This window comes from Shewanella canadensis, assembly GCF_003966225.1.
In the GTDB taxonomy this organism is placed as follows: Bacteria; Pseudomonadota; Gammaproteobacteria; order Enterobacterales; family Shewanellaceae; genus Shewanella; species Shewanella canadensis.
On sequence record NZ_RXNU01000001.1, the window covers coordinates 556,592 to 582,911 of the forward strand.

The window sequence follows — 26,320 nt, forward strand, 5'->3', positions numbered from 1 at the left end:
CAGGGTCGTCAAACTGAGCCGATTGGTATTAGTATTTCAGATAAAAGCCGGTGATCAACAGCTTCATCTCATCGGTGTAACTGCCATCGAGCTCCTTGATACAGAAATGCTCAGTGACAACGTCATTGGGCTTAGCCGATGCATCGGCGCTTTTATGACAAAGGGTGAAGAGATGCCTATGTGGTGTTTTTCGCTGAGAGTCTGAGATATCGGTCACCTGATTAAACTCAAGCGAGGAGTCTGCAAGTACAAGCCCAAATTCACTCATACTCTGGCTGGGCAAAATCAAGCTGGCTGTGCCGTTTGGCGCAAGCAAGGACCCGATAGCTTCGAGTAGCGCACAAAAATCCAATGTATCGGTATGGCGAGCCTGGGCCCTGAGTCTATTTTGCGATTGGGTGCCACCTTTAAAGTAAGGCGGATTACAGATGATATGATCAAACAGCGCTCCCTGAGTCTGCTGATGCAGCTTGCTGAAGTCCTGCACGCTCGAGTGCTTCACTGTAAGCCGGGAAGTCCAGGGAGAGGCCTCAAAATTCTTTTGGCAGGCGTTTACCGCGGTATCATCGAGCTCAATCGATGTGACCTTAGCGTTGCTGCGCTGAGTCGCCATTAAACTGAGTAGGCCGCTGCCGGCGCCGATATCCAGAATGTTTTGCGCATTGGACAATGGTGCCCAGGCACCCAAGATCACGGCATCTGTGCTGACGGGCATGCCGCAGCCAAAATCGTCTATATGAAACTGTTTAAAGGTAAAGGCCATCAGGATTATTTACTGCTGTATGAAATTGGCGGGAATTGTACTCTATCGCGAGCCTGATGAGGAGTAGGGTTTTGATACCAATCGGTATAAGAAAGTGATCTACTCAGAGTTTTTTTGGCAAACTAATTCAAGGCGAATGGGTGAAGGAATGGTGCTCCCTTGTGAAGTCATTAAACGCAGAAGTAGGCAGCCAAAAACACTCCTGAAAGGCGAGTTTTAGCGCTTCCTATGTCGTGTTAACGAGCTTAAACGTAGAATAACTATGTTCTTCACTCGTTGCCTTGCCTAGAAAACGCTAAATTCTCGCTGAGCGAACACATCTTTATACTGATTGGTATAACCTCTCATTGTGTTGCATTATTGTTAACGCGGTCGTACGCAGCCCATAAATGCTGGGGGTTAGTGATCTTTGTTGCGCGCTTGTGGCTTTAATGTTTTGTTTCCGGTGCTGTTTGTTCCCGTTTTGAGCCGTTTCCTTGTCAAACTCTGATGATTTTGGTAATAGTATGCCTCCGGGACCTGGTTTCTAACCCAGTTTCGGCTAGGTAAACCAGTTTTAAACAATTTTAGCGTCAGATATTCCCGCTTCTGTTCATAAACTCGCCAAGTATCGGCCAAATTTACCACGGACCCGTGTAATTGAAAGTTTACACACAATTTTTTATCTCTATGTTAGTGGTGCCTGTGATGGGCGTAATAATTTGAGATCGTTAAAAAACACAAGATGATGGGGCAAAAAGTGCAAAATAAACAGATGACTATGGGTGATACCTTAGGGTTAGGGTTTATGACCTTCGCTTTCTTTTTAGGAGCGGGTAACCTGATTTTTCCACCTCTAGCTGGCTTCATGGCTGGTGAGAATATGACACTGGCCATGATTGGCTTCCTGATCACCGCTGTGACCTTACCTCTGATAACGCTGATTGCCGTAGCTAAAGCAAACGGTAAAGTGATGGGGCTTTTGCCTGCGTTCGCCGCCACGGCTTTTGCCGTCGCCATCTATATCGTTATAGGTCCTGCTTTTGCCGCTCCTCGTGCCGGGCTTGTCGCTTACGAGATGGGCTTTAAGCCCTTCCTGGAAGATAGCAGCGCGACCTTTATGGTGGCGGGGATCACTCTAAATGTATCTCAACTGATTTATTCGGTGATTTTCTTTGGTGGCGCCATGTTACTCTCGCTCTATCCGGGTAAGTTGCTCGATAGTGTCGGTAAGGTGTTGACCCCTATCATGCTGATACTGCTGGTCGGTTTAGCTGCCTCTGTATTCCTCTTACCCGGCGCAGAAGTGGGTCAAGCCGTTGGTGATTATCAGTCTAGCCCGTTAACTAAAGGGATCCTGGAAGGTTACAACACCATGGATACTCTGGCGTCGCTGATCTTCGGTATGCTGATCATCGATATCCTTCGCAGAAAAGGGGTGAGTGATAGTAAACAGCAGACTAAGTATCTGATAAGAGCTGCATTAATTGCCGCCGCCGGACTCGCATTCGTCTATATCTCACTTTTTTATCTTGGTGCGACAGCCGGTGATATCGCCGTTGGTGCCGATAATGGTGGTGTGATTTTAACCAATTATGTGAATCATGAGTTTGGCAGTCTGGGGCAGATACTACTGGCTGCCGTCGTTACTCTGGCCTGTCTGACGACGGTTATCGGTCTGGTTACTGCCTGCTCCGAGTTTTTTAATGAGTTATTTACCAAGATCTCTTACCGTAAGTTTGTCATTCTCATCAGTGTTATATGTGCAACCGTTGCGAATGTTGGTTTGTCACAACTGATCAGTATCAGCGTGCCTGTACTCTATACCATCTATCCGGTGGCTATCGCTTTGGTTGCCGTGACCTTCCTGACCGAGAAATTCTCTATGCCGGAGTTTTCTCATCGTATCGTGTTGAGCGTTGCTCTGTTATTCGGTGTTATCGACGGATTGAAGGCTGCGGGTATGGATATCACTTTGACCGACTTTATGCCTCTTCATAATGAAGGCATGGCTTGGTTACTGCCGACTGCTTTGACTATCCTGGCTTGTCTGTTCATTAAAAAGCCGAAGTCAGAGCCGTTATTGAACTGATTACCTTTCGTCACTAAGCTGGCTTGGGTATATAATAAGGCGTAGCTGTTTTCAGCTACGCCTTTTTTATTAAAATTTCTGTCAAGTATGTTAAATCACTAAGGAAACAGATTGACCGAGTCAAGAGAAGAAGCCTATTGCCCCGATCCTCTGATCGAACTATTTCTCGATGACTTGTGGTCGAGCCGCGGCTTGAGCGATAACACATTGTCCGCCTACCGGACCGATCTCAATCATTTTGACCGTCATACTCAGCGCTCTGGCCAACAATTGACCGAAGTTTCTCAGGAGGGGATCCGGGGTTATCTGGATATCCGCTTCGAAAAGGGGTTTGCCCGTACCAGCAGTGCCAGATTGGTGAGTAGTCTCAGGCGCTTCTATGGCTTCTTGGTTATCTGTAAGAAGATTGAGATTAACCCTACTGCGCAGATCAAATCGCCAAAGATTGCCCGTAAGCTCCCGGGATCACTCAGTGAGTCCGATGTCGACAGGTTACTCTCTGAGCCCGATGTTGAGGACTCGATAGAGTGCCGGGATAAGGCGATGTTAGAGCTACTTTATGCCACAGGATTGCGGGTTACTGAACTCGTGAGTCTGACAATGGAGCAGCTGAGTCTACGCCAGGGTTTGGTTCGGGTGATAGGTAAGGGGGGCAAGGAACGCTTAGTGCCAATGGGGGAGCTTGCGGTCGATAATATCGAGTATTACCTTCAGGGGGCGAGAGCCGAGCTGTTGAAGCAGAAGCAAAGCGATGTTCTTTTTCCCTCTAAGCGTGGGGTGATGATGACGAGGCAAACATTCTGGCATCGGATTAAACTCTATGCCCTGCGTTCCGGCGTCTCTACCGAGCTGTCCCCTCACACCTTAAGACATGCATTCGCCACTCATCTGCTGAACCACGGGGCGGATCTTCGTGTCGTACAGTTATTGCTTGGGCATAGCGATCTGTCGACGACCCAGATCTATACTCATGTCGCGAAGGCGCGCCTGAGCCAGTTACACTCTGAGCATCATCCACGGGGCTAAGCCATTGTTGGGTTAAGGTATTGGATTAAGTTACCGGGCCGGAATGTGACCCTACTCTCATACAAGAATAATTAATGGGATTTTATCGCAGAGATAGCTTTCATAGTTTGCTAATACATAGTGTATAGTAAGCACGCACTAATCTGCTTACAGTTATTATTTGCTTTATTTACATTGAAATTGTAACTTTTCAGGCCTTAATAAGGTCTAATCTTTTATGAACATACCCGAGCAGCAATGACTGAGTAGATTGGGTATAAGTAAACCCTACAAAGAACAGGATATCTAATGAAGTTTACCCGAGCATTTTCTTTGATTTTAGCTGTGGTATTAGCCCCTTTTGCTGCTGCCGCACCGAATACTCAACCCAATACTATTGCTAACAGCGCAGAGCTAAAACAAAAATTAACTGAGACCTTAAGCGTCGAAGTACATTCGCTTCAGCAGTCACCCATTCCAGGTTTATATGAAGCTTTAACCGACCGCGGTGTGCTTTATATCTCTAAAGATGGTTCTAAACTGTTTCACGGCAGCTTATACGATCTCGACAAAGGGATGAAAAACCTGACCGAGGCGGCCATGGCGGGTCCTCGTATGAAGATGATTAAGCCACTCGAAGATAATATGTTGGTCTATAAGGCTAAAAACGAGAAGCATGTCGTCACCGTATTTACCGATATCAGCTGTGGATATTGCCGTAAGTTACACAATCAGATGGATGAGTATAACGACTTAGGCATTACCGTGCGCTATCTTGCTTTCCCGCGTCGTGGCGTCCCATCTGCCAATGCCGATGAGATGGAAGCGGTATGGTGTGCAGCCGATCCTCTGACTGCCATGACCGAGGCAAAGGCTGGTAAGAGCATTAAGACGGCAAAATGTGATGCAAAAATTGCAGAGCAATATCATCTTGGACAGAGCCTAGGTATTAACGGTACGCCGGCAATTATCTTAGAAGATGGCAGCATGATCCCGGGCTACCAACCACCTAAAGATCTACTGCGAGTATTAGAATCGACCAATTAATTTGAGTTGCTTCTATTAAAAGGCGAGCTTAGCTCGCCTTTTTTGTGTCCGGAACACTTATGCCTATTTCCCATGGATGGTAAGAAATAGGCTTTGTGTCTGGCCATAAATGTTCCCTCGGTAACTGCGTCCTGCGTTACTCTACCTCCTGATTCCATTCAGTCGTACATTTATTGGTATTCCCACCATCCCTGGCGGTCAGAACACTTATGACTGTCTTTTTCAAGAAGGGGCCATGGGCCAATGATGCTCCCGGCATCAATATGGCATTCCCACCATCTGACCCATAGGGCCTGTGATATTCCTGATATCACTCAGGCATTTCCCACGTCCGTGTGGGTCAGATGGGAAATGTCTTAAAAGTGAATGGAACGCTTTAGACCCTGGCGGTCAGAATTCTTACTATCTCTTGTATTAGATGAGAGTGATGAAGATTTGCCATGCACAAAGAAACTTGATGTAGGTGTCCAATCATCTCAATCGAGTTTTTCGTGTGTCTTAGCTAAGCCAGTTTGATATGCTGTGCGACACAGCACTACGCTCTTCGCCACTCTCAGTGAACTGAAGCAATCGATATAACCCGGAATAAGGCAGTAAATTAGTGATCCATAAGATTGTTCGCCGTCCTAAGGTCGATGATAGTCACCTTCCCAATACCCTTTCGCCGCTCTTAAAACAGATCTACGCCAGTCGTGGTAGTTCAGCCGAAGATTGTGAGTTAACACTGGCTCGCTTATTAAGACCCGATACCATGAAAGGGCTTGCCGAGGGCGCAGCCATCATTGCCGATGCTATCAAGGCCCAGCGTTCAATTCTCATCATGGGGGATTTCGATGCCGATGGGGCAACCTCGACCAGCGTCTGCATGCTTGCCCTGACCATGATGGGCGCCACTAAGGTCGATTACCTTATCCCGAACCGATTCGATTATGGTTATGGCTTGAGCCCCGAGATCGTCGCCGTCGCCCATAGCAAGGGCGCCGAGTTATTGATCACCGTAGATAACGGGATCTCATCGATAGAGGGCGTTGCGGCGGCAAAAGCCCTGGGCATGCAAGTTGTGATCACCGATCATCACCTTCCGGGTAAAACTGTGCCCGATGCCGATGCCATCGTTAACCCCAACCAAGTGGATTGCAAGTTCGCGAGTAAGTCGATCGCGGGTGTCGGGGTGGCATTCTATCTGATGTCAGCCTTGAGAGCCGAACTGGGTAAGCGTAATTGGTATCAGGATCAAGGCCTCGCGGTGCCCAATCTGGGTCAATTGCTGGATATCGTCGCCCTGGGTACGGTTGCCGATGTGGTCGCCTTAGACAGTAACAACAGAATTCTGGTCGAAGCGGGCCTGCAGAGAGTCAGAGCGGGGCGTTGCCGTGCGGGCATTACGGCGCTACTTGAAGTGGCTAAGCGCAATCCGGCGCGGATCGTCGCCTCAGATTTTGGTTTCGCCGTCGGTCCCAGGCTCAATGCTGCGGGCAGATTGGATGAGATGGCCCTCGGAGTCGAGACTCTACTCTGTGATGACATGATGAGTGCAAGAAGAATGGCGGCCGAGCTCGATGGACTCAACGCCGAGCGGCGCGATCTCGAAGCCGATATGCAGCAGGAGGCGTTAAAGAGCCTGGCATCGGTAGAGCTCAATGAAGAGGAGCTTCCCTGGGGGATTGCTCTTTTTCAAGAGGACTGGCATCAAGGCGTGATAGGTATTCTGGCTTCACGTATCAAAGACAGGTATCACAGGCCCGTGATAGCCTTTGCGGATGCGGGAGAGGGGGAGATAAAAGGTTCGGCCCGATCGATAAAAGGTCTGCATATGCGAGATCTGTTAGAGCTGATTAATACCCGTCACCCCGGAATGATCCTCAAGTTCGGCGGCCACGCCATGGCGGCAGGGTTGTCCCTAAGGGCGAAAGATTTCGCCGCGTTTGAAAAGGCGTACGATCAGGGCGTTAGAGAGCTGTTAAAACCTGAGCTATTAACAGGCGAATTAGTCACCGATGGTGAGTTGACCCCGGATGAGATGAAGCTGGATATGGCGTGGGAGCTCAGAAATGCAGGCCCCTGGGGGCAAGAGTTCCCCGAGCCGCTGTTCGATGGTTATTTCAAGGTGATTCAGCAGCGTATAGTGGGTGAGAAACATCTTAAATTGGTGTTAGAAACTGACTGCGGCCAGACCATGCTCGATGCTATCGCCTTCAACGTCGACCTGACCACCTGGCCGGATGCAACAATCAAGCATGCCCGCGTGGTGTACAAGCTGGATGTGAACGAGTTCAGGGGCAATCAGACTCTGCAGTTGATGGTGGATCAGATTGAAGCGATGTAATTGCTGTTAGAACTATAGAAAAAGTTAGAGGTTTAGATATCTACCAGGCCTTCATTCGAAGGCCCCAGATATTTAGTGAGGCAAGCAGAGCCTATGCGGTAACGGCGTCGACGTCGTCGTCGTTAAGCCTCAAGGATTCACTCTGTTCTGTGCTCTTTTTTACACTCTTTTCTGCACTATGATTTTGTGATTGACGAAACGCGCTGTCTTCGGCCAAAGGGGCGGCTGCACTCACTAAGGCATTTACCCATAAACCTTCAAATTTTTTCATAATGACTCCTGTATTTAAGATCGAAATCAAAGTACGCGACCACGGTTTATAAGTAAAATGAATTAATCCCATTAAGTGCATTCCAATAAAGCATGAATATACCGATTAAGAATCTACAGTGTTTCCTGACATTAGTGGAAACCCGCAGCTATACCCGCGCGGCAGAGCAGTTACACCTGACTCAGCCCACGCTGAGTAAGATGATCCAGCGTCTCGAGGATAACCTGGAGCAACCGCTACTGATCCGAAATAATCAGAAGGTGCAATTGACCGAAGCCGGTAACCTGTTGGCCAACAGTTCGCGAAAGATTGTGGGACAGTGGCATAGACTGCAGGAGGATCTTAATAATCTTAAAGGGCTTAAAACGGGGCAACTGAGACTCGGCGTGTGCCCTATGATGGGCGGGATCATCATCTCCTTGCTATCTGAATTTCGAAGACGCTATCCGGGCATAGAGCTCCAGATACAGGAGCTGGGCGGTTTCGGTGCAGAGGAAGCTCTGCTCAACGACAGTTTAGATCTTGCATTCACGGCCCTGCCGACCACCCATGCCGAGGAGTTTCATTGTCAGCCATTAGAGGAATATCCGTTGCAGGTGTGCCTGCCGATAAAACATCCTCTTGCAGGTAAAGAGTCGATCACCTGGTCAGATCTATCGGGCTTACCTTTCGTGCTCTATAACGACGATTTTTCACTGGCAAAGTTACTCACCCGTCTAAGCCGGGAGGATGGGGTGGAGCTCAACATCGCCTCTCAGAGCGGTCAGTGGGATTTCATCGGCGCCATGGTCGAGTCCAATGTTGGCGTCGCCATATTGCCTCAGCCCATCTGTGACAAAATAGGCTCAACTAAACTGGTTTATAAACCCATGTCCCCCATGCTGACCTGGGATCTGGCCCTGATCTGGCGTAAGAACCTGCCACTGACCCCCGCAGCGGAGGCATTCGTGCGACTGGGAGAAGGGTGAACTTTGGCCTTCGAATGAAGGCTGATCACATTTTCTGATTTAGCTTCTGGCTGAGTCGGTATTGGATAGTTTATTTGAAGGTTTTACCTTCATTGTTACTTATCACCTGCGGTGAGCTTATGTGTAAGTAATCTCTCGGTACGCTGTAAACCCATCCTTGGGCGCTCTGCGATTTCATCCCTGAAATCGAAGTCCTCGAGCTCACTTACACCCGTTTATTAACCTCTTCGATTAGGCTTTATCCGCTATTTAGTAAAGTTTTATGCAGACCTCATAAACCCCCACGTATCTTTTCACAGAGAACTTTTGAGTGTTTCTCTTCAAGAAACAAAAAATAATCCTTTTGCAGCAAAGAGTTGTAGATGGTAGTTTTACCTAACTGAGCAAGCAGCCAAGAACGTAATCATGCTGCTATTGAATAAGCTGTGGGATGTTTTAGCCCTGTGTAAATAGGTGATTCATATGATTTGGATTTTAATTGCGATTATTGCTGCTTACTTAATTTATCATTTTTTATCGGGAGATATTAGGAAGGCGTCAAAAGTAATTGCTTATAGCTTGAATGTTAAACCCACAATGGTTGTAGAGTGTATAGGCTCTATGAGAACAGATCCAAGCCCAGCACTAGGAAAATCTTCTAGACAACAGTATTACTGCAGTTCTGTGATCCGAGCTCACGGTAACCTCGAAGAACTCGGCAGCTTAGTTAAGGTATTTTATATCTGCCAGATCTTAAAAAATCCACATGATGAAAATGTACTTTGGTGGGCTAACCGTCTGAAAGACTGTGGATTTGACTCTCAAATAACAGCATTAGATCGACAAACATTTGAAATGTTCTTCGAGGTAGAACATTCGGCGTTTAAAGATTTTACTAATGAGCACAACAAGATGTTCATATAACAAGACACTGCAGACGGATTTCAACCCGGTTTGCTGCGCTCGTGTCTCGCGGGTTTTAGCCAACCAAGTTGCTCCCGCTGAGTGGAGCGTTAGCGGTTCAAGGAGTCGATATTGGAAGTCGCAAAAATAATTTTAGAATATGTGAAAGTGGTACTTTCATTCCCTGTTGCAACGGTCGTTCTTGGAATAGCGATATTGATCATGTTTCGTGATTCGGTATCTACATTATTGGCAAACGTGGCAAAAGCCAAACTGCCGGGTGGTATTGAATTAGAGACACATCAAAATGTAAGAAGTTCTCAAATCGGTGAAAGTAAAAAGCTACCAGATAGCAGTGATAGCACCGTAGACGGTTTACCTTCTGGTTTAAATGATGCACAAAAGACGCAAATCGAAGATTTGGTTAAAAGCCATATAGCGAGTACTTACCTGTGGGAATATAGGTATTTGAACTTCTATTTTGTTAGAGGTACGCAATTAGTTTTGGATTGGTTTGTATCCTTAAACCAAGCAACCACCTTATCTCATTTTGATACGGTTTGGATGTCAGTTATCCCTAGTGTTAATGAAAGACAAGCAATTATAACGTCACTTCAAAATCACCACTTAATAAATCTAGATGAAAGTTCAGGTACTATTACTGTCAATCCAAAAGGTAAAGAGTATCAGCAGTGGCGTGGTCCAGTGCCACCGCTAACAAATTAATAAGTAAGGAAAACAATAGTTAGCCGCTAAGCGTCTAAACAGCTATCATTTTCCTATTATCAAAGCGTCATGTTTCTAAGGATGGAATAGTTTGAGTGAATTTATTACCTCAATTTGGCCGTTACTCTGTCTTTCGATGTTCCCTTTAGCTCTATGGTATTTGGTGGAGGCTAAAATTGTTTTAAACCTCCTGAAGTCTGAACACCCTCAAGTTTGGCTTGAACTGGGAAGCTTCCAACTTATTAAAAACAATACCATCAGTAGCTCTTATAAGTTTATGGTGTTTATACTAAAAGCAGATTACAGATTGCTAAAGGATGAAAAGCTATCGAGGAAAGGCAAGTTGCTCAGGTATCTGTTAATTAGCGGGCATTTGATAGTAGCTTTCGCATTTTTAGCACCAATTATTATTGGGCGACAATAAACATAACAAGCTGTTAAATCCAGATTCACCAAGGCTGTCATGCCACTTGCTGAGCAAGCATATGGTTCACTTATCAGAGGGACGTTATGTTTCATGAGGTGAGCATATGTGCTTTTATACACTTAGCTTGAACCAAGTCGGGGGAAATGATGAAGCGTATTTTTCTTTTAACCATCTTCTTGGCTTTATTAGGTTGTGACTCAAGTAATAAGGCTAAGACACCTGAGGAAGTTCAAGCAGAAATTATGGCGAGCCAAAAGTTGTTTAAGGAAAATCAGCAACGTATTGAGGCTGCAAACAAAGAGCGGGAAGTGCGGCTTGTTGAGCAGAGAAGTTATATTAGTGTCCGATTTGTATCTGTCGATGAAGAGTTTCTGGAAGTTGAATTGGTGAATGAAACGGCTAAAGACATCGATAATGTCGTTGGCTCTCTTGAAGTCTTAGATAGCAGTGGTAACAGCGTCACAAGCATTGCTCTGACCAATTGGGTGCCTGGTGATACCTATCTACCACGTGGTGGTACAACACCAGCTCGTAAAAGTTTGGCGCTCGAAACACCTGAAAAACGAAACCAAATACTTGAACGGGCATCTGAATATAAATTATTCTACACCATCTTCCGTATTCAGTTTGTCGGTGAAGACGAAATAAATTATCTGGAACCCATTTTACAGCCTAAACAGGTAACTATTCTGGAAGCCAAGCCTGTTAATCAGGTTAAGCCAGAAGATTGCGCGAGCAATCAAGTTAGCCTTGAAACAGAAGAGATATATTACCCAGGTCCGAAATGCGAACATATCGGGCGTAATATGGATTCTGAGCGCTTCAAGGTCGAGTACATCAATATGTGCAAGTCGAAACTGGGAATTACTGAGCACTTGCCATCTGTAGCCAAGGTTCAAGTTTCTTCGTGTATCTACGAAACTAAGCGCCCCGGGCTAACCTATAGAAAGCGGATTTGCTGTGATATGCCTGAATAACTCCGAGTACAGAAACTACCCGTGATGTTTAGCCCTTTGCATGAGGAGGCTAATATGATTATTGCTAGCGTTACCGTACATCCAGTTGCCGTACTTTTCCTAATAAAAACCTCATGAGCTAGAGCTTCACCTCTAGCTCATTGGTGTCCTGAAATGAGTTAGCTTGAGAATTCCACAAAACCAAATTCGAAGAGAAGAACATTCAGGTGTAAACGCGGCTGTGACCTTCGACATCAGGGATGATGTCGCAGAGCCCACAGGGATTGTGCTTGCGGCGTGTCGCAGAAGTGTTTGCACATTAGGCGAGCCGCAGGCTATAGATTAAATTGAAGCCTTGGTTTCAGAGAGCCAAGCAAATAGCAAAACCTGCCCAATGAACCCAACCTAAAAAGATATTTGAAACTTGTTATCCGACAAGTAAACAGGTCCATGTACAAAAAAGCCACCCGTTAAGGGTGGCTTAGCTAAACAAGTTCCTAGGCGCTAGTACCTAGAAATCTAGTCACTTCTGAGAAGCAATAAAACGGTCTACTTAACCGTTTTAACCCCTTCTGGGGTACCCACTAGCAACACATCTGCACCGCGTAGGGCAAATAGTCCGTTAGTGACAACACCGACGATGGCGTTGATCTGCTCTTCAAGTTCTTTAGGGTTCATTATCTTCATGTTGTACACATCTAAGATAACGTTGCCGTTATCTGTAACAACACCTTCACGGTAAACAGGATCGCCACCTAGCTTAACCAATTGACGAGCGACATAAGAGCGCGCCATAGGGATAACTTCTACCGGCAGTGGGAATTCACCCAGAATATCAACCTGCTTAGTGTTATCGACGATACAGATAAATTTGCCTGCGACAGCCGCCACGATCTTTTCACGTGTCAGTGCAGCTCCGCCGCCTTTAATCATATCCATATGAGCGTTGATCTCATCGGCGCCATCGACATAGACAGATAGCTCGTCGACTGAATTGAGATCGTAAACCGGGATCCCTAATGCTTTCATCTTCTCGGTTGAAGCTTCAGAGCTTGATACCGCACCGTCGATATCGGCTTTCATCGTTGCTAAGGCATCGATAAAGTGGTTGACGGTAGAGCCTGTTCCCACACCTACGATACTGTCTTTCTCGACATATTCCAGTGCAGCCCAACCCGCAGCTTTTTTCATCTCATCTTGTGTCATGGTAGCGTCCTGTAAGGAGTATATTCAAAAATTCTGACGTTATTATACTCTCACTTGGTTGAAACTGCAGTGCTAATCCCTCATTTTCGAGCTAACTCGAACTGTCAGTGGTGCCTGCATGTTTGTAGCCACCAGGTCGGCTTTTTTGAGAAGCGGTATTTTTCAATGACAAGCTAACTAGAGCTACCTGCGGTTCCTACCAACTTCTGCCACCAGGTCAGATCCTTTTTAAGCAGGGGGAGGGCGCGATTGGCGAGACGACTAATCAATTCATGATCGGCTGTCGGCTGTAACTGTTCGGGAGTGGCGACCCCACCTGTGGGCTTGAGGCTTCTGACACCCTGTTCGATAAACAAGCTGAATTCTCCGCCACAATTACGGCAGCAGGTCTTGTCGCCCTGCTCCATCTCCTTGTAGACCACGACAACCGGGCCGCAATTAGGGCAGGCCTGCATGGGAGTATGGTGATCGCTATGTAACACTATGGCATCGATATCGTGCCTGTCGATGGAGCAGAAATGTTCGACCACATTGCTATTGAATTGAGATCCACTGTGTTGCTGCAATATGTCGAGAGCCTTATCGACCCCCATCCCATTGCGGTAGGGGCGGTAAGAGGTCATGGCATCGAAGGCGTCGGTAACTGAAATAATACTGGCATCTAAATGAATTTGAGCCTCACTCAGACCGTTGGGATAACCTTTACCATCGGGTCTTTCATGGTGGGCGAGAGCGCCGTTAATCGCTAAATCTCCCAAGGGGTGATGTTTGAGCACTTCGGCTGCGATACTCGGATGAGTTTTAATGACCTCATATTCGTCATCGGTGAGTTTTCCTGTCTTATTCAAGATGGCATCGGGAACCCCCACTTTCCCTAAGTCGTGCAGGAAACCGGCTAAACCTATACGCAGGCGGGTTCTTTCATCCAGATTCATCTCAATGGCCACCAGTTCACTGAGTTGAGCGACGCGCCAGCAATGACCACCTGTGTAGGCATCTCTTGCTTCAACAACGGCTGCCATAGAGTATAAAGAGCGGAGTAAGTCGAGAGATTTCATTGGTTATCCTTATGATTAACAGTCCATTTTAATACATCAGTGGGTAATGCTAATTTGCATTCACCTAATAGACCGTGGAAGTAGGAGTAAAATGTCACGCACTCTATAAATTTAACTATAGGCCAAAGACGGTGGCAAAAAAAAGATTGCTGGAGTAGATTTAGACCCCATCATAGTTAATGAACGTTTGTTGCGAGCCCAGTGTATAATAATCGGCTCGCGGAAAAGGGAATCTGGAGAATATTTATGGCTGGAGCTAGCCTGTTGTCATTGTTGGATGATATCGCATCTATCCTGGATGATGTCGCGGTAATGAGTAAGATTGCAGCGCGAAAAACGGCGGGTGTGTTAGGTGATGATCTCGCACTCAATGCCCAGCAGGTGTCGGGCGTTAATGCCGATAGAGAGTTACCCGTTGTCTGGGCTGTCGCCCTAGGCTCGCTACGCAATAAATGTATCTTAGTGCCGGCGGCGCTGCTTATCAGTGCCTTTATCCCCTGGGCTATCATCCCCCTATTGATGTTTGGTGGCCTCTTCCTCTGCTTCGAAGGGTTCGAGAAACTACATCACAGTTATACACATAGGAGAGCTAAGCGGTCCGGGGAGCACTCAGATGCCTCGGAGCTCCCTGAGATTGATGATCTTAAGGCTTATGAGTTGCAGAAGATCAAGGGGGCGATCCGGACCGACTTTGTCCTGTCGGCCGAGATCATCGCCATTACCTTAGGGGTCGTTGCCGAGAGTAGTTTTATGACTCAGGTATTTACACTTGCGGCCATCGCCTTAGTGATGACCATAGGCGTGTATGGTTTAGTGGCCGGTATCGTGAAGTTAGATGATGCCGGGCTTTATTTGAGTCGAAGACAAGGTACGGGGTTGCTTACCCGCTTCGGTCGCTGGCTCGGAGGCGGACTTGTGAACGCGGCTCCTCACCTGATGAGAGGGCTCACTATAGTCGGCACCATTGCCATGTTTATGGTGGGAGGTGGCATTCTCACTCACGGACTGCATGTCGTCAGTGTGCAGATAGAGTTCATTGCCCACTGGGTCGAGCAGTTAGCCGCGGTGGGACCGGCCTTAGCCTTTGTCACTCCGAGCCTGTTAAATACAGTTTTTGGCGTCATAGCCGGAGCGCTTGCCCTGTTAATGGTGTCCGGATTCCAGAAGCTCAGAAGCTGATATTCAATATGCATTTCTGTTATGGCCGGGCATTTCGCTCGGTCATCTACACTCACTGAAGCCGTTGCTTATTACGTTTTTGCTCTAGGCTTGTGGGTATCGGTGAGTACCCAACTGCTCTTTTACCATGTTAAGCATGGCTTGAGCCGCAAATGAGAGCTGCTTTCCTCTTCTCCAATAGAGTGACAGTTCCCAATACAGATCTGAGCTTTTCAAAGGGACATGGACGACACCGCTTACACTGTGTCGTTCGGCTATCAGCTTAGGAAGCACCATAGTGCCGGCTCCGGCAGCGACCAAGGCGATACCAAAATCGGGGTGACTCACACGGGTGATGTTTTTTGGGGTGAATCCCGCTTTTTCACAGGCTTCGAATACCTGACCATAGAGGGCAAAATCATGCTCGAACATGATCTGGGCAATGTCGGCTATTTGGCAAAGTTGAAGGGAGGCTTCGTGAGCCAGGAGATGATTCCTGGGTAAGACGACGACCATAGGGTCCTCATGGATTCTGATCCCGTCAAACTCTTTATCGAATGAGATGATACCCGTTGCCAGTTCAATCTCACCTTTTTGAAGCGCGAGGGTTTGCTCGACTCCTCCTCGCACGAACAGATTCATCTCAATCTTAGGGTAACTGTCTTTAAACTTCGCAATGACGGGAGCAAAAAGCTCGGCGCTGCCAAGCGGGGCCAGACCAAGCCTTAGCTCTCCCGAGGTTAAATCCTGTTGAGAGGCCAGCTCATTAAGCATCCTATGTCTTCCAGCTAAGAGCTCGATACCGTGGCGATATACCACTTCACCTGCAGATGTCAGCTTGAGTTGGGTACCGCGTTTACCTCGCTCGATCAAGGTTAAGTCCAACTCGTGTTCAAGCCCAATGATCGCCTTAGAGAGTGCGGGTTGAGTGATATGGATTTTTTCAGAGGCTTTTACAAAGCCCCCAGAATCGACGATGTCGATGAAGTAGCCAATCACTCTGAGATCCATTTGTATTCCCTTTGGTTATGTTTTCTATTCTTAATATTCATTTTTTTTATCTTTTCAGCAAGAGTAAACTCTGTTTATCGCATAGGTTTCAGATTTAGGTTTTACTTTGTTGACAGCTGAACGTATTAAAAAGTGTTATGGGGTTCTTCAATTACTGAGCCAGATCGGGCTGTTTTGTCTGTTAGCCTGGGCAATGGATCAACTCTCGGTTTATTTCGCACTTCCTATTCCAGGCAGTGTATTGGGGATTGCTATCCTGTTGTTGTTAATGGGGTTAAAACTGGTACCTGAAAAATCGGTCAAGCTTGGCGCGGGGTGGTTAACCGGTGAGTTATTGCTGTTTTTTATTCCTCCGGTTATCTCAATTATTAAGTATGAAAGCCTCTTCGAGCAATACTCGGCTCCTTTGATGCTCACATTAGTGATTGGCAGTGTTTGTGTGCTACTCGGTACCGGATTTGTGGTCGATAGAGTATTTAGGTTTGAAACTAAGATGAATATTAAGCGCCTCAGTGCAGCAAAAGCGATAGGGGAGGCATAGATGTCTCAGTCAATGTTAGCGGCGATCAGCCTGGTCTTTACACTATCTTGCTACTTTTTGATTAAACAGCTGTACCTAAAAAAGAGAGTATGGTGGTTAGCCCCCATCTTGATTGTACCTGTGGTTATTGTTCTGTTTGTGGTTAGTCTGAAAATCCCTCTGCCTGCCTATTTTGAATATACCCATTGGCTGGTGGCCCTGTTGGCTCCCGCGACCATCGCATTCTCAGTGCCTATATATAGAGAACGAAAATTGATTTTCAGCTATCCGTTAACGATTGGCATTGGCGTGGTGACAGGTCTGTTGTTAGGGCTCCTCTCATCATGGGGATTGACGCAGATATTTTCACTGCCGCCAGAGTTGTCCCAAAGTACCTTAGTGCGCTCGGTGTCGACGCCGTTCGCCATGGAAGCCACGTCTGCATTTGGCGGGGTACCAGAGTTGACCGCCATGTTGGTACTGCTCACGGGGATTATCGGTATGTTGGTGTGTGAACCTCTGTTTAAGTTGGCGAAAATAAATTCACCTTTAGCTATAGGCGCAGCACTCGGAGCCGCGGCACATGGCGCGGGAGCCGCAAAAGCCAGTGAGTTTGGTAAAGAGGAGGGGGTGGTTGCCAGTTTAACGATGATCTTTACGGGTATAGCTATGGTGCTTGGCGCGCCCTTCTTTTCGATTTTCCTGGTCTGATAAATCATTCTATCTATTGCGGTATGAATTTCCGCTTCAGTGTCACTTGGCGATATTGCGGCCACCTCTCGGTACTCTTCGATAACAGATTTAACAATTAATCGTTATAAACTTGATCTGCATCATATTGGTAATCGCCTGAAATTATCATTTATAACCAGGCTCGACACATGGGGTTAACTGTTTTGTAACTGCATGTATTTAAATGTTAAAAATAATATCCCTCCAATATATCTTCTGGAAAATCGTAAGGTTGAAGCCGAACAAATCGGCATTTCTACGTGCAAACCCTTAGCAGCCTTAGGTGCAAACACCGATAACCCCTCCTTCCATAAACCCATATGGTTAGCCGCGGATAAACAATAAACTTGCCGGGCACGGACCTTTGGTCGCCGCCAAGGCAAGCAACAATAACCAAAGAGTCAACAAATCCCAAAAGGCACCTTGATGAACAGAATAACTAAAACAGCGTTAGTGGTAGCTACATTTTTCTCAGCATCTTCTTTCGCCGGCTACGAAGTCCAAATTGATGACACCTCGAAGTTAACTTTCGGTGGCTACTTCAAAGCCGACTTGCGTAATGTCAGCGGCGACCAAGCTTACCGAGACTTCTGGATTGGTTCGAGTACAGGCGCACCAGATACCAATAAAACCAGCATTCAGGCCAGAGAGTCTCGCTTCAATGTTAAGTACTCCAATGGCGAGTTAGCGGGATTTCTCGAGTATGATTTCTATGGTAGTGACGGTAACGCACTGGTTTCTAACTCATACGAGCCGCGTATGCGTCATGCTTTTATCTCTTACAAGAACTGGAAAGTCGGCCAGACTTGGTCAACCTTTATGCCACTGGCCTCTATCGCCGAGGCGCTGGACTTTGGTGGAGCGCACGTAGGTCAGGTGTTCATTCGTCAAGGCCAGATACGTTACACCAATGGCGGGCTGGAACTGGCGCTGGAAAACCCGGCGAACGCTACCGATGACAATCAGAGTATCCCCGATGTAGTGGCTCGTTACACTTTCAAAGGCGATTTTGGCCAGCTGGCCGTTGCAGCGCTGGCTCGCACCTTTGATGACAACGGTGTGGCTGGTCATGCCGATGGCACTCAGTTGGCTTACAGCATAAGCGGTAAAATCAATACCTTTGGTAAAGATGATTTCCGTTTCGCCTATAACGCGGGCGCTGCGGGTCGTTATATTTCACCTGGCCACAACGCCGGCGACAAGGTCAATGCTGATGGCAGTGGTGATCTGCTGGCAACGCAAGCCTACACCGTCGCCTACCGCCACTTCTGGACTGACGATTTGCGCTCTACCGTTTACTACGGCCACTCTGAAGTTGAAGATTTCAATGGTGTGAGTGCTGACTCTGATCGTAACCACTACGGCATCAACCTGATCCAGCAGCTTAGCAAGCAGTTAAGCGTGGGCGTTGAATTCGGTAACTATGATGCTGATATATCAGCCACTGAAACTGCTAACTCTGATTACATGCAGCTTTCTGCCAAGTACGTACTCTAATAATTGTGTGGCATGATTTATGGTGCTGATTTTCCTGGGGCCTGTTGATCTTTAATGGTTGTTTTACAGCTAGTTGTTGGTCATTTATGCAGGGCGGGAAATAAAGTACTTAAACTGGCAGTTTCCATCTGCCTATGAGAAAAAGCTCCAAAGGTCATCCAGTGGGATGGTTGGCCTTGCTCCTCTGACCATTTATATGAGGACAAAAACATCCCCTACTTAATTCCCACAACATGGCTGGTTCGCCATGTTTTTCCCCGGAGCATGACCCCGCTCCGGGTATTTTTTTCAATACGGTTACGCCCTGAGAACAGAGCGTGAATCGTGTTACCTGTCCAAGCCATGATCTATGGCATAACGTACCAGACCGGCCGTACAGTCTATCGCCAGTTTCTGTTTGATATTACGCTTGTGGGTCTCGACCGTGCGTACACTGACATTCATCTCCTGAGCAATGCGTTTATTGTTCATTCCCAGCGATATCAAGCGTAACACCAACTGCTCCCGCTGGGTTACCAGAGCTTGCTTGCCACTGGCGAGCTCCTGCGACAGGGTGTCTATGACCTCTGCACTGAAATAGCGCTTGCCGGCGGCAACTTTTTTTATCGCTTCAATCAGCTCCTTACCGGGGACATCCTTGAGAATATAGCCATCGGCACCGTAGCGCATTGCCGCCACAATATATTCTTTGTTGTCATGCATGCTCAACATCACCACCTTGCATGACATCTCCTGCTCTTTAATCAGCTCGAGCAGATACATGCCATCCATTTGCGGCATATTGATATCCATCAACACCAGATCGATCTCAGTATCCTTGAGAATAGCCAGTGCCTGAAGACCATTGTCGGCTTCTGCTAGCACATTAATGTCACTGTCGAGGCTCAGACGATGCCGCAACCCTTCGCGAAATAGGGGGTGATCGTCCACCAGAAGTACACGGATCATAACAGTCCCCCTGTGGCAGTATCGGCTCGATAACGTAATTCGCTCTGGGGAATACGCGCCACCAAGGTTACTCCTTTGCCAATAGTTGACTCCACCTTAAGCTCACCATTATAAAAACTCACTCTTTCCTTCATATTCCTCAGGCCTATTCCCTCAAACGGGGTCGATTTTTTCTCATAGCATTCATAGTTAAACCCTTTACCATCATCATGAATTTCCAGGGTCAGCCATCCCGGGGTGAGCCCGATCGAAATCAGCACATTCTGTGCCCCCGAGTGACGTTCAATATTGGTCAGCGACTCCTGCACAATGCGGTAAAGCGCGCAGCTAAGCTCGGTTGACAGGATCTTGCGCACCGATAATCGCTGCACCTTGACCTCGATACCGGTACGCAACGAAAACTCCCTGCCCAACTCTTTTAACGCCGCTCCCAGCCCATAGTCCTCGAGGATGCTTGGATGTAACTGATGCGAGATATTACGGATATCGAGCATAATTTGCCGTGTCAGTGTAATCGACTTCTCCAGTTCCGGGCCGGAATCACCGCCATATTCCTGTTTCAACTGGGCGGTTTCCATAGCAAACAGGGCCGCGGCAATAGTTTGGCTAACTCCATCGTGCAACTCTCTGGAAACCCGCTTACACTCCTCTTCCTGGGTCTGATAAATTCGTTCGTTGAGCGTTCTGAGCTTAGCATTTGCGAGTCGTTTTTCACCCACACGCATAAAGATGCCGCCGATAAACACGGCGCTGACCGCTAAGGTACCGATCGCCAGAGTCATGATGGAGGTGTTGCGGATATGGTGACTCATTGAGGTGCTTAACGATGCCGCTTCCTCATCGATATCATCAATATAAACGCCGGTGCCAAACATCCACTCCCATTGCCCTAACACCTCGGCATAGGCGAGTTTTTTTCCCGGTTGACCGTCATTGGAGGGCTGGTTAAACAGGTAGGTGAGATAACCGCCGCCTTTCCTCGCCCCTGAGATTAACTCCTGGATAAAGGGGACCCCGTTGTCGTCGGTCAAATCCAGCCAGTTTTTGCCGACCCGCCATTCCTGATCGGGTAAGACCAGGCTATTTCCATCGAGATCGTAGGCGAAGAAGTATCCGTTTTTACCGAAGCGCATCTCGGCCAGCATGGACTTAACTTCTTGCTGGGTTTGCTGGGGGTGTTGGTTGATCTTGTTCTGATTCTGCTTGAAATGCTTAATCGCGACGTTGGCGATCGCCAGATAATTTTTCAGCTCCTCTTTGCGGTGATCGATAATACTCTGTCGATAAACGTCGACCACCTGCTGGGAGAGATCCCGATACTGCATTTGAGTCACAAACAGCACCAGTATCAGAGATAGAATGAGTGGAAGCACGGTGATTAGCTGTAACTTATGGTTAATATTCATCGTTGACAACGACTCCTCAATATCCGGGTCTCTATATCAGGGAGTGCTCCCCGAAAACGGGGTTTATATTAACAGTTAATCAACCACCGAGTAGTAACAAATACCCATTTATATGGGGGTTAAATCAAAGACTGGGTGAATAATTCACCTTGGCAATGGCACCACAACCAGGCGCTCACAGTCATTAATATTAATAATATGCAGTCGGATTCATCAAAAAGCACAATAAAAATGAAGGTTTACAATCGGAATAAGTGGTCATGTTAATTTTCTGCTTCCGCTTCCGCGTCATTTACCGACCTTGCGATCGCCTCTCGACACTCATCGATAACACATTTCACGGTTAATCGTTACAAAGTTGATCTACATCATATCGCCAGTCGCCTACAATTACTCCCTGTAACGAGTTAACTCTCACTTAAGTAATAATTTCGTAACCACATGTATTATTTGGTTAAAAATAATGTTCACCCGATTATCTTCTCAAAAAATTGCAAGCCTGAAAAGGGGGGAACCGGCGTTTCTACGTGTAAACCCTTAGTGGCCTTAGGTGCAAACACGGATAAAAAATGCCCCCGCGAAGCCATATGATTAGCCTCAGATAAACAAGTAAGTTTGCCGGGCATCTGATCTTAGGTCACCGCTCAAGGCAAATGACAATAAAAAACGAGTCAACAAATCCGTTAGTGTCTGGAAATAACGCTAAGTAACAAAACAGGATAATAAGAGGCAAGCATGACCTTAATTCAACTACTCGCAAGTTTAACGCCGGTGATCAGCGTAATGCTATTTTTAGTATTGCTGAAGATGCCCGCATCACGGGCGATGCCCATCTCTGCAATTTTAACCGGCCTGGCCGCCGTATTTGTCTGGCAGATGGATACGACCTTTTTGGCGGCATCCGTCGTCGAAGGATTACTTGCCGCATTGACACCATTGAGTATCATCTTCGGTGCCGTGTTCTTGCTTAATACCCTCAAGTATTCAGGCGCGATGGATACCATTCGCGCAGGTTTCACCAATATCAGTGCCGATGCCCGCGTCCAGGTCATCATTATCTGTTGGTTGTTTGGTTCATTCATCGAAGGTAGTGCCGGCTTTGGTACACCGGCTGCTATCGGCGCTCCTCTACTCGTACTGCTGGGTATTCCACCCATTGCCGCAGCGGTTGTCGCCCTGATTGCCGACTCTGCCTCTGTATCATTCGGTGCCATCGGTCTGCCTGTCCTCTTCGGTATGGAGCAGGGACTGACTTCTGGTGGAGTTAACATGGCCGCCGAACAGATTGCTCAGCATGGTGGCAACTTTGCCGATTATGCTCAGTTTATTGCTATGCATATGATCACCATAGATATGGTGACCGGCACGCTTATCCCGCTGGTCATGGTGTCCTTGCTGACCGGCTTCTTCGGTCGTAACAAGTCATTCGCCGAAGGCTTTGCCATCTGGAAGTTTGCCCTGTTTGCGGGTCTGGCATTTACCGTACCGGCCTGGATCATCAACTTCGTTGCCGGCCCCGAGTTCCCATCGGTTATCGGTGCACTGGTTGGTATGGCTATCGTTATCCCGGTTGCCAAGAAAGGCTACCTGTTACCTAAGACTCCCTGGAACGATTTTGCCGAAGCACCATCCTATAGAGCTGGTAAGGTTGAAGGTAAAGCACAGTTCTCTCAGCTTGCCGCCTGGACTCCCTATATCATCATGGCGGCCTTGTTGGTGCTGTCTCGTGTTATTGCCCCGCTAAAATCATGGTTGCTGAGTTTTAACGTCAAGTGGACCGGCCTGTTGGGTACCGAGCTGGGTGCCGGATTCAAGACCCTGTATGCACCAGGCGCCTTCTTCGTCGTCGTGTGTATCCTGGGTTTTTTCCTGTTCAGAATGAACAAGAAAGCCATTAAAGAGTCTGTTACGGTTTCGTGCCGCTCTATGGTGCCGACTATCATCTCTCTGGGCGCTTCCGTGCCTATGGTTAAGATCTTCCTGAACTCGGGCACCAACGGTTCCGGGCTGGCTTCTATGCCTGTCGCCCTGGCCGATACCCTAGCTGGCAGCATGGGTGCGGTATGGTCCTGGGTTGCACCTGTCGTCGGTATCTTCGGTGCCTTCCTATCAGGCAGTGCCACCTTCTCCAACATGATGTTCTCCGGCCTGCAGTACAGCGTCGCCGACAGCATTGGCATGAACCAGGCTATGGCACTGGCACTACAGGGAATTGGCGCTAACGCCGGTAACATGATGTGTGTGATGAACGTCGTTGCCGCCGCTACCGTAGTAGGTATGGCGGGAAGAGAATCAGAAATTATCCGTAAGACTATGCCGGTAGCCCTAGCCTACGCCATGATTGCGGGCACCATAGCCTTCCTCTGGGGTGGTTTCTAAAAAGTGATACCCGATCAATCAGAGCCGTACATACCGGCTCTGATTGAGCTTAATCATAGCGAGTAAAGAGATATATCCAATGTCGATAAATTATAAAGCTGTAGTAAGTGATTTACGTAAGCAACTGGGTGAAAAACCTGTGACGGATGAATATGTTCGTCGCTTCGCCTGGTCAACCGACGCCAGCTATTTCAGAATTGTTCCTGAGGTCGTTGTTCATGCCGAGAACATGGATGAAGTTAAGCGTACTCTAGCCGTTGCCCGTGAGCATAATGCGCCCGTGACTTTCCGCGCGGCAGGCACCAGCCTGGCCGGTCAGGCCATTGGTGAAGGTATTTTGCTTATTCTGGGCCATGATGGTTTCAGAAAGATTGAAGTCAGCGACGATGCCAGGCAGATCACCCTTGGCTCTGCCGTCATAGGTTCCGATGCCAACGCAGCGCTAGCGCCGCTAAACCGTAAAATTGGTCCAGATCCGGCGACGATTGCCTCGGCCATGGTTGGTGGAATTGTGGCCAACAATGCCTCGGGTATGTGCTGTGGTACCGCGCAAAACAGTTACCAGACCATAGCGTCGGCCAAGTTGCTGTTCGCCGATGGCACCGAGCTTGATACGGGGTGTAAAAAATCTAAGGTCGCATTCGCCAAGTCCCATGGCACAATGCTTGAGGGGGTGCATCAACTGGCTCATATGACGCGACACAATCTTGTGCTTGCCGACAGAATTCGTAAGAAATTTTCCATCAAAAACACCACAGGTTACGGCATCAATGCCTTAGTCGATTTCAGCGATCCCTTTGACATCATCAATCATCTTATGGTCGGCATGGAAGGCACCCTGGCCTTTATCAACGAGGTGACCTACCACACGGTCAATGAAGCCAAGTTTAAGGCTTCGGCTCTGGCCGTTTTCCACAACATGGAAGATGCGGCCCGCTCTATCCCATTGATCAATGGCGAGAGTGTCGCGGCAGCCGAACTACTCGACTGGCCATCGATCAAGGCCGTTACCGGCAAACCTGGGATGCCTGACTGGTTATCTGAGTTGCCACCTCAGTCAGCTATCCTGTTGATCGAATCCCGTGCCGACGATGCCGATATATTGGATGTTTACACCCGGGATGTGATCACTAAGCTTGAAGGGTTTGATTTTCTACGTCCGATCAGCTTTACCTGCGATGCTGCGGTATATGGCGAGTACTGGGCCATGCGCAAGGGTCTGTTCCCAATCGTTGCGGGTGAGCGTCCCAAAGGCACATCGGTTATTATCGAAGATGTGGCGTTCGAGCTTGAACACCTGGCTACCGCCGCGAGTGATATTACCGCGTTAATGCACAAATTCGGTTATCCCGAAGGTTGCATCTATGGCCACGCGTTAGCCGGTAACTTCCACTTTATCATCACGCCAACTTTCTCGACTCAGGATGATATCGACAATTTCCATGCCTTTATGGATGAAATTGCCAAGATGGTGATTAACAAGTACGACGGTTCGATGAAAGCCGAGCATGGTACCGGTCGCGCGGTCGCGCCTTATGTTGAGATGGAGTGGGGGCAAGAAGCCTATACTCTGATGAAGAGCATCAAGCAGCTATTCGATCCTCAGGGGATCCTGAACCCGGGTGTCATCTTAAACGATGATCCTAAAATCCACGTTAAAGACATTAAGCCCTGCCCGGTAGTCGATGACTTTGTCGATAAATGTCTCGAGTGTGGTTTCTGTGAGAAGACCTGCCCGACCTCGGCGCTGAACTTCACCCCTCGTCAGCGTATTGCCACATTGCGTGAGATTGCTCGCCTGGAGCAAAGTGGTGATCAGCAGGCCGCCGATACCATGCGCGCCGCTGCCAAATATGATGTTATCGACACTTGTGCGGCCTGTCAGCTGTGCACCATAGCCTGTCCTGTCGATAATAAGATGGGTCAGTTGGTGCGCAAACTCAGAACCCCATCCATCAGCAGTGGTCAGCAAAAGTTCCTCGATTTTCAGGCGAATCACTTCGGCGCGGTAAATGGCGTGATCAGTACCGGTTTCGATATGTTGGGTGTGATCCATAAGATCACCGGTGACGGCATAACAGGAGCCATGATGAAGGCGGGCCGTATGGTGAGCAGCGAAGTGCCGTACTGGAATCCGGATTTTCCTAAAGGTGGCAAACTTCCTAAGGTTTCTGCAGCTAAGCCCGGACAGGAAACTGTGGTCTACTTCCCGGCCTGTGGTGGACGTACTTTCGGGCCCACGCCTGTCGATACTGATAAGCGACCACTACCGGAAGTTGTGGTGACGCTACTGGAGCGAGCTGGCTATAACGTTATAACTCCTGAAAAGACTCGCGACCTTTGTTGTGGCCAGATGTGGGAGTCTAAGGGAGACTTTAAGAATGCCGATGCGAAACGTCTCGAATTGATTCAGGCTGTTTCAGCCATGACACAAGGCGGAAAGTTTCCGGTGATCATCGATGCGCTGTCATGTACTAAGCGAACCTTAGGTGGCGATGCTGCTCTGACAGAGAAGGTGGAGATATTGGATTTGGTTGAGTTTATGCATGACAAATTGTTGCCTAAACTGATCATTAAGAAGAAGTCTCACGCCGCACTGCATCTTGGTTGTAGCGCCCGCACCATGAAGGTTGAACCTAAAATGACCGCAATAGCGGATGCCTGCTGTAACCAGGTGATCCGTCCGGCGGGGATAGAATGCTGTGGTTATGCGGGTGAAAAGGGTCTATACAAGCCTGAGATCAATGCCAGTGCACTGCGCAACATTAAGAAGTTGATCCCGGTCGATGTGAAGGAGGGCTACTACGCTAACCGTATGTGTGAAGTTGGCCTGACTCAACATAGCGGCGTCCCTTATCGTCATCTGGCCTACCTGCTCGAAGAGTGTACCCGTGGCTAACTATGACTAAGCTAGAATAAAAAAAGGGGCTGATTTCAGCCCCTTTTTTAATATGACAGTCACT

The 26,320-nt window shown here is 47.9% G+C and carries 23 protein-coding genes; 16 read left to right on the top strand and 7 right to left on the bottom strand.

Translation table 11 applies throughout. From position 1 onward, the window contains the following. Positions 1 to 28 precede the first annotated feature (28 nt). A complete protein-coding gene (locus EKG38_RS02410; RefSeq protein WP_126518310.1) occupies positions 29 to 763 on the bottom strand; it encodes a tRNA1(Val) (adenine(37)-N6)-methyltransferase in 735 nt (244 codons plus the stop codon). Positions 764 to 1,490: 727 nt separating this feature from the next. On the opposite strand from EKG38_RS02410, the gene brnQ reads away from it, so the two are divergent. From brnQ to recJ, 4 genes are all read left to right on the top strand, one after another. Then, the gene (brnQ, locus tag EKG38_RS02420) at positions 1,491 to 2,834 is read left to right on the top strand and encodes a branched-chain amino acid transport system II carrier protein (RefSeq protein WP_126518756.1); all 1,344 of its coding nucleotides are present in this window, start codon (positions 1,491 to 1,493) and stop codon (positions 2,832 to 2,834) included. Between the two features lie 111 nt (positions 2,835 to 2,945). Further along, positions 2,946 to 3,860: a site-specific tyrosine recombinase XerD gene (xerD, locus tag EKG38_RS02425; protein ID WP_126518312.1), complete on the top strand. Its 915-nt coding sequence runs from the start codon at positions 2,946 to 2,948 to the stop codon at positions 3,858 to 3,860. 288 nt (positions 3,861 to 4,148) lie between these two features. Beyond that, the gene (dsbC, locus tag EKG38_RS02430; protein ID WP_126518314.1) at positions 4,149 to 4,886 is read left to right on the top strand and encodes a bifunctional protein-disulfide isomerase/oxidoreductase DsbC; all 738 of its coding nucleotides are present in this window, start codon (positions 4,149 to 4,151) and stop codon (positions 4,884 to 4,886) included. Between the two features lie 601 nt (positions 4,887 to 5,487). Then, positions 5,488 to 7,212, top strand: coding sequence for a single-stranded-DNA-specific exonuclease RecJ (recJ, locus tag EKG38_RS02435; protein WP_126518316.1), 1,725 nt, complete (start codon positions 5,488 to 5,490; stop codon positions 7,210 to 7,212). Between the two features lie 91 nt (positions 7,213 to 7,303). Here recJ and EKG38_RS02440 read toward each other — a convergent pair whose 3' ends face one another. After that, the gene (locus EKG38_RS02440) at positions 7,304 to 7,483 is read right to left on the bottom strand and encodes a hypothetical protein (protein WP_126518319.1); all 180 of its coding nucleotides are present in this window, start codon (positions 7,481 to 7,483) and stop codon (positions 7,304 to 7,306) included. A gap of 92 nt (positions 7,484 to 7,575) precedes the next feature. Between EKG38_RS02440 and EKG38_RS02445 the strand changes: the two genes are divergently transcribed. From EKG38_RS02445 to EKG38_RS24865, 6 genes are all read left to right on the top strand, one after another. Then, positions 7,576 to 8,451, top strand: a complete 876-nt coding sequence (locus EKG38_RS02445) for a LysR family transcriptional regulator (protein WP_126518321.1) — start codon at positions 7,576 to 7,578, stop codon at positions 8,449 to 8,451. Between the two features lie 462 nt (positions 8,452 to 8,913). Next, positions 8,914 to 9,354 carry a DUF1198 family protein gene (locus EKG38_RS02450; protein WP_126518323.1) on the top strand — a complete coding sequence of 147 codons (441 nt, stop codon included), beginning with the start codon at positions 8,914 to 8,916 and terminating at the stop codon, positions 9,352 to 9,354. Positions 9,355 to 9,465: 111 nt separating this feature from the next. Next, positions 9,466 to 10,059 (top strand): hypothetical protein, encoded by a 594-nt coding sequence (locus EKG38_RS02455; protein WP_126518325.1) that lies wholly within the window; start codon positions 9,466 to 9,468, stop codon positions 10,057 to 10,059. A gap of 91 nt (positions 10,060 to 10,150) precedes the next feature. Continuing rightward, positions 10,151 to 10,483, top strand: coding sequence for a hypothetical protein (locus tag EKG38_RS02460; RefSeq protein ID WP_126518327.1), 333 nt, complete (start codon positions 10,151 to 10,153; stop codon positions 10,481 to 10,483). A 149-nt stretch (positions 10,484 to 10,632) separates the two neighbouring features. Then, positions 10,633 to 11,463 carry a hypothetical protein gene (locus EKG38_RS02465; RefSeq protein ID WP_185826757.1) on the top strand — a complete coding sequence of 277 codons (831 nt, stop codon included), beginning with the start codon at positions 10,633 to 10,635 and terminating at the stop codon, positions 11,461 to 11,463. A 163-nt stretch (positions 11,464 to 11,626) separates the two neighbouring features. Next, positions 11,627 to 11,788: a hypothetical protein gene (locus tag EKG38_RS24865; protein ID WP_185826767.1), complete on the top strand. Its 162-nt coding sequence runs from the start codon at positions 11,627 to 11,629 to the stop codon at positions 11,786 to 11,788. A 203-nt stretch (positions 11,789 to 11,991) separates the two neighbouring features. Here EKG38_RS24865 and rpiA read toward each other — a convergent pair whose 3' ends face one another. Both rpiA and EKG38_RS02475 read right to left on the bottom strand, forming a co-directional pair. Then, positions 11,992 to 12,648, bottom strand: coding sequence for a ribose-5-phosphate isomerase RpiA (rpiA, locus tag EKG38_RS02470; protein WP_126518330.1), 657 nt, complete (start codon positions 12,646 to 12,648; stop codon positions 11,992 to 11,994). A gap of 173 nt (positions 12,649 to 12,821) precedes the next feature. After that, positions 12,822 to 13,706 (bottom strand): HD-GYP domain-containing protein, encoded by an 885-nt coding sequence (locus EKG38_RS02475; RefSeq protein WP_126518332.1) that lies wholly within the window; start codon positions 13,704 to 13,706, stop codon positions 12,822 to 12,824. Between the two features lie 246 nt (positions 13,707 to 13,952). Between EKG38_RS02475 and EKG38_RS02480 the strand changes: the two genes are divergently transcribed. Beyond that, complete coding sequence (locus EKG38_RS02480; protein ID WP_126518334.1) at positions 13,953 to 14,885, top strand: DUF808 domain-containing protein; 933 nt, start codon at positions 13,953 to 13,955, stop codon at positions 14,883 to 14,885. Positions 14,886 to 14,969: 84 nt separating this feature from the next. Here the strand turns inward: EKG38_RS02480 and EKG38_RS02485 are convergent, their stop codons facing one another. Next, positions 14,970 to 15,875: a LysR family transcriptional regulator gene (locus EKG38_RS02485; RefSeq protein ID WP_126518336.1), complete on the bottom strand. Its 906-nt coding sequence runs from the start codon at positions 15,873 to 15,875 to the stop codon at positions 14,970 to 14,972. A gap of 106 nt (positions 15,876 to 15,981) precedes the next feature. Between EKG38_RS02485 and EKG38_RS02490 the strand changes: the two genes are divergently transcribed. The 3 genes from EKG38_RS02490 to EKG38_RS02500 all read left to right on the top strand — a co-directional run bounded on the left by EKG38_RS02490 (position 15,982) and on the right by EKG38_RS02500 (position 18,624). Beyond that, positions 15,982 to 16,416 carry a CidA/LrgA family protein gene (locus tag EKG38_RS02490; RefSeq protein WP_126518337.1) on the top strand — a complete coding sequence of 145 codons (435 nt, stop codon included), beginning with the start codon at positions 15,982 to 15,984 and terminating at the stop codon, positions 16,414 to 16,416. Further along, positions 16,417 to 17,106, top strand: a complete 690-nt coding sequence (locus EKG38_RS02495; RefSeq protein ID WP_126518339.1) for an LrgB family protein — start codon at positions 16,417 to 16,419, stop codon at positions 17,104 to 17,106. 447 nt (positions 17,107 to 17,553) lie between these two features. Continuing rightward, a complete protein-coding gene (locus EKG38_RS02500; protein ID WP_126518341.1) occupies positions 17,554 to 18,624 on the top strand; it encodes a DcaP family trimeric outer membrane transporter in 1,071 nt (356 codons plus the stop codon). A 327-nt stretch (positions 18,625 to 18,951) separates the two neighbouring features. On the opposite strand, the gene EKG38_RS02505 is transcribed toward EKG38_RS02500, so the two are convergent. Further along, positions 18,952 to 19,572, bottom strand: a complete 621-nt coding sequence (locus EKG38_RS02505; RefSeq protein ID WP_126518343.1) for a response regulator — start codon at positions 19,570 to 19,572, stop codon at positions 18,952 to 18,954. Continuing rightward, positions 19,569 to 20,978, bottom strand: coding sequence for a cache domain-containing protein (locus EKG38_RS02510; RefSeq protein WP_126518345.1), 1,410 nt, complete (start codon positions 20,976 to 20,978; stop codon positions 19,569 to 19,571). Before EKG38_RS02510 ends, EKG38_RS02505 begins: the two co-directional genes overlap by 4 nt. Before the next feature lie 735 nt (positions 20,979 to 21,713). Between EKG38_RS02510 and EKG38_RS02515 the strand changes: the two genes are divergently transcribed. Both EKG38_RS02515 and EKG38_RS02520 read left to right on the top strand, forming a co-directional pair. Next, on the top strand, positions 21,714 to 23,357 hold the full coding sequence (locus EKG38_RS02515) for an L-lactate permease (protein WP_126518347.1): 1,644 nt from the start codon (positions 21,714 to 21,716) through the stop codon (positions 23,355 to 23,357). Positions 23,358 to 23,436: 79 nt separating this feature from the next. Beyond that, entirely contained in the window at positions 23,437 to 26,256 is a 2,820-nt protein-coding gene (locus EKG38_RS02520; RefSeq protein ID WP_126518349.1) for an FAD-binding and (Fe-S)-binding domain-containing protein, read from the top strand. Positions 26,257 to 26,320 lie beyond the last annotated feature (64 nt).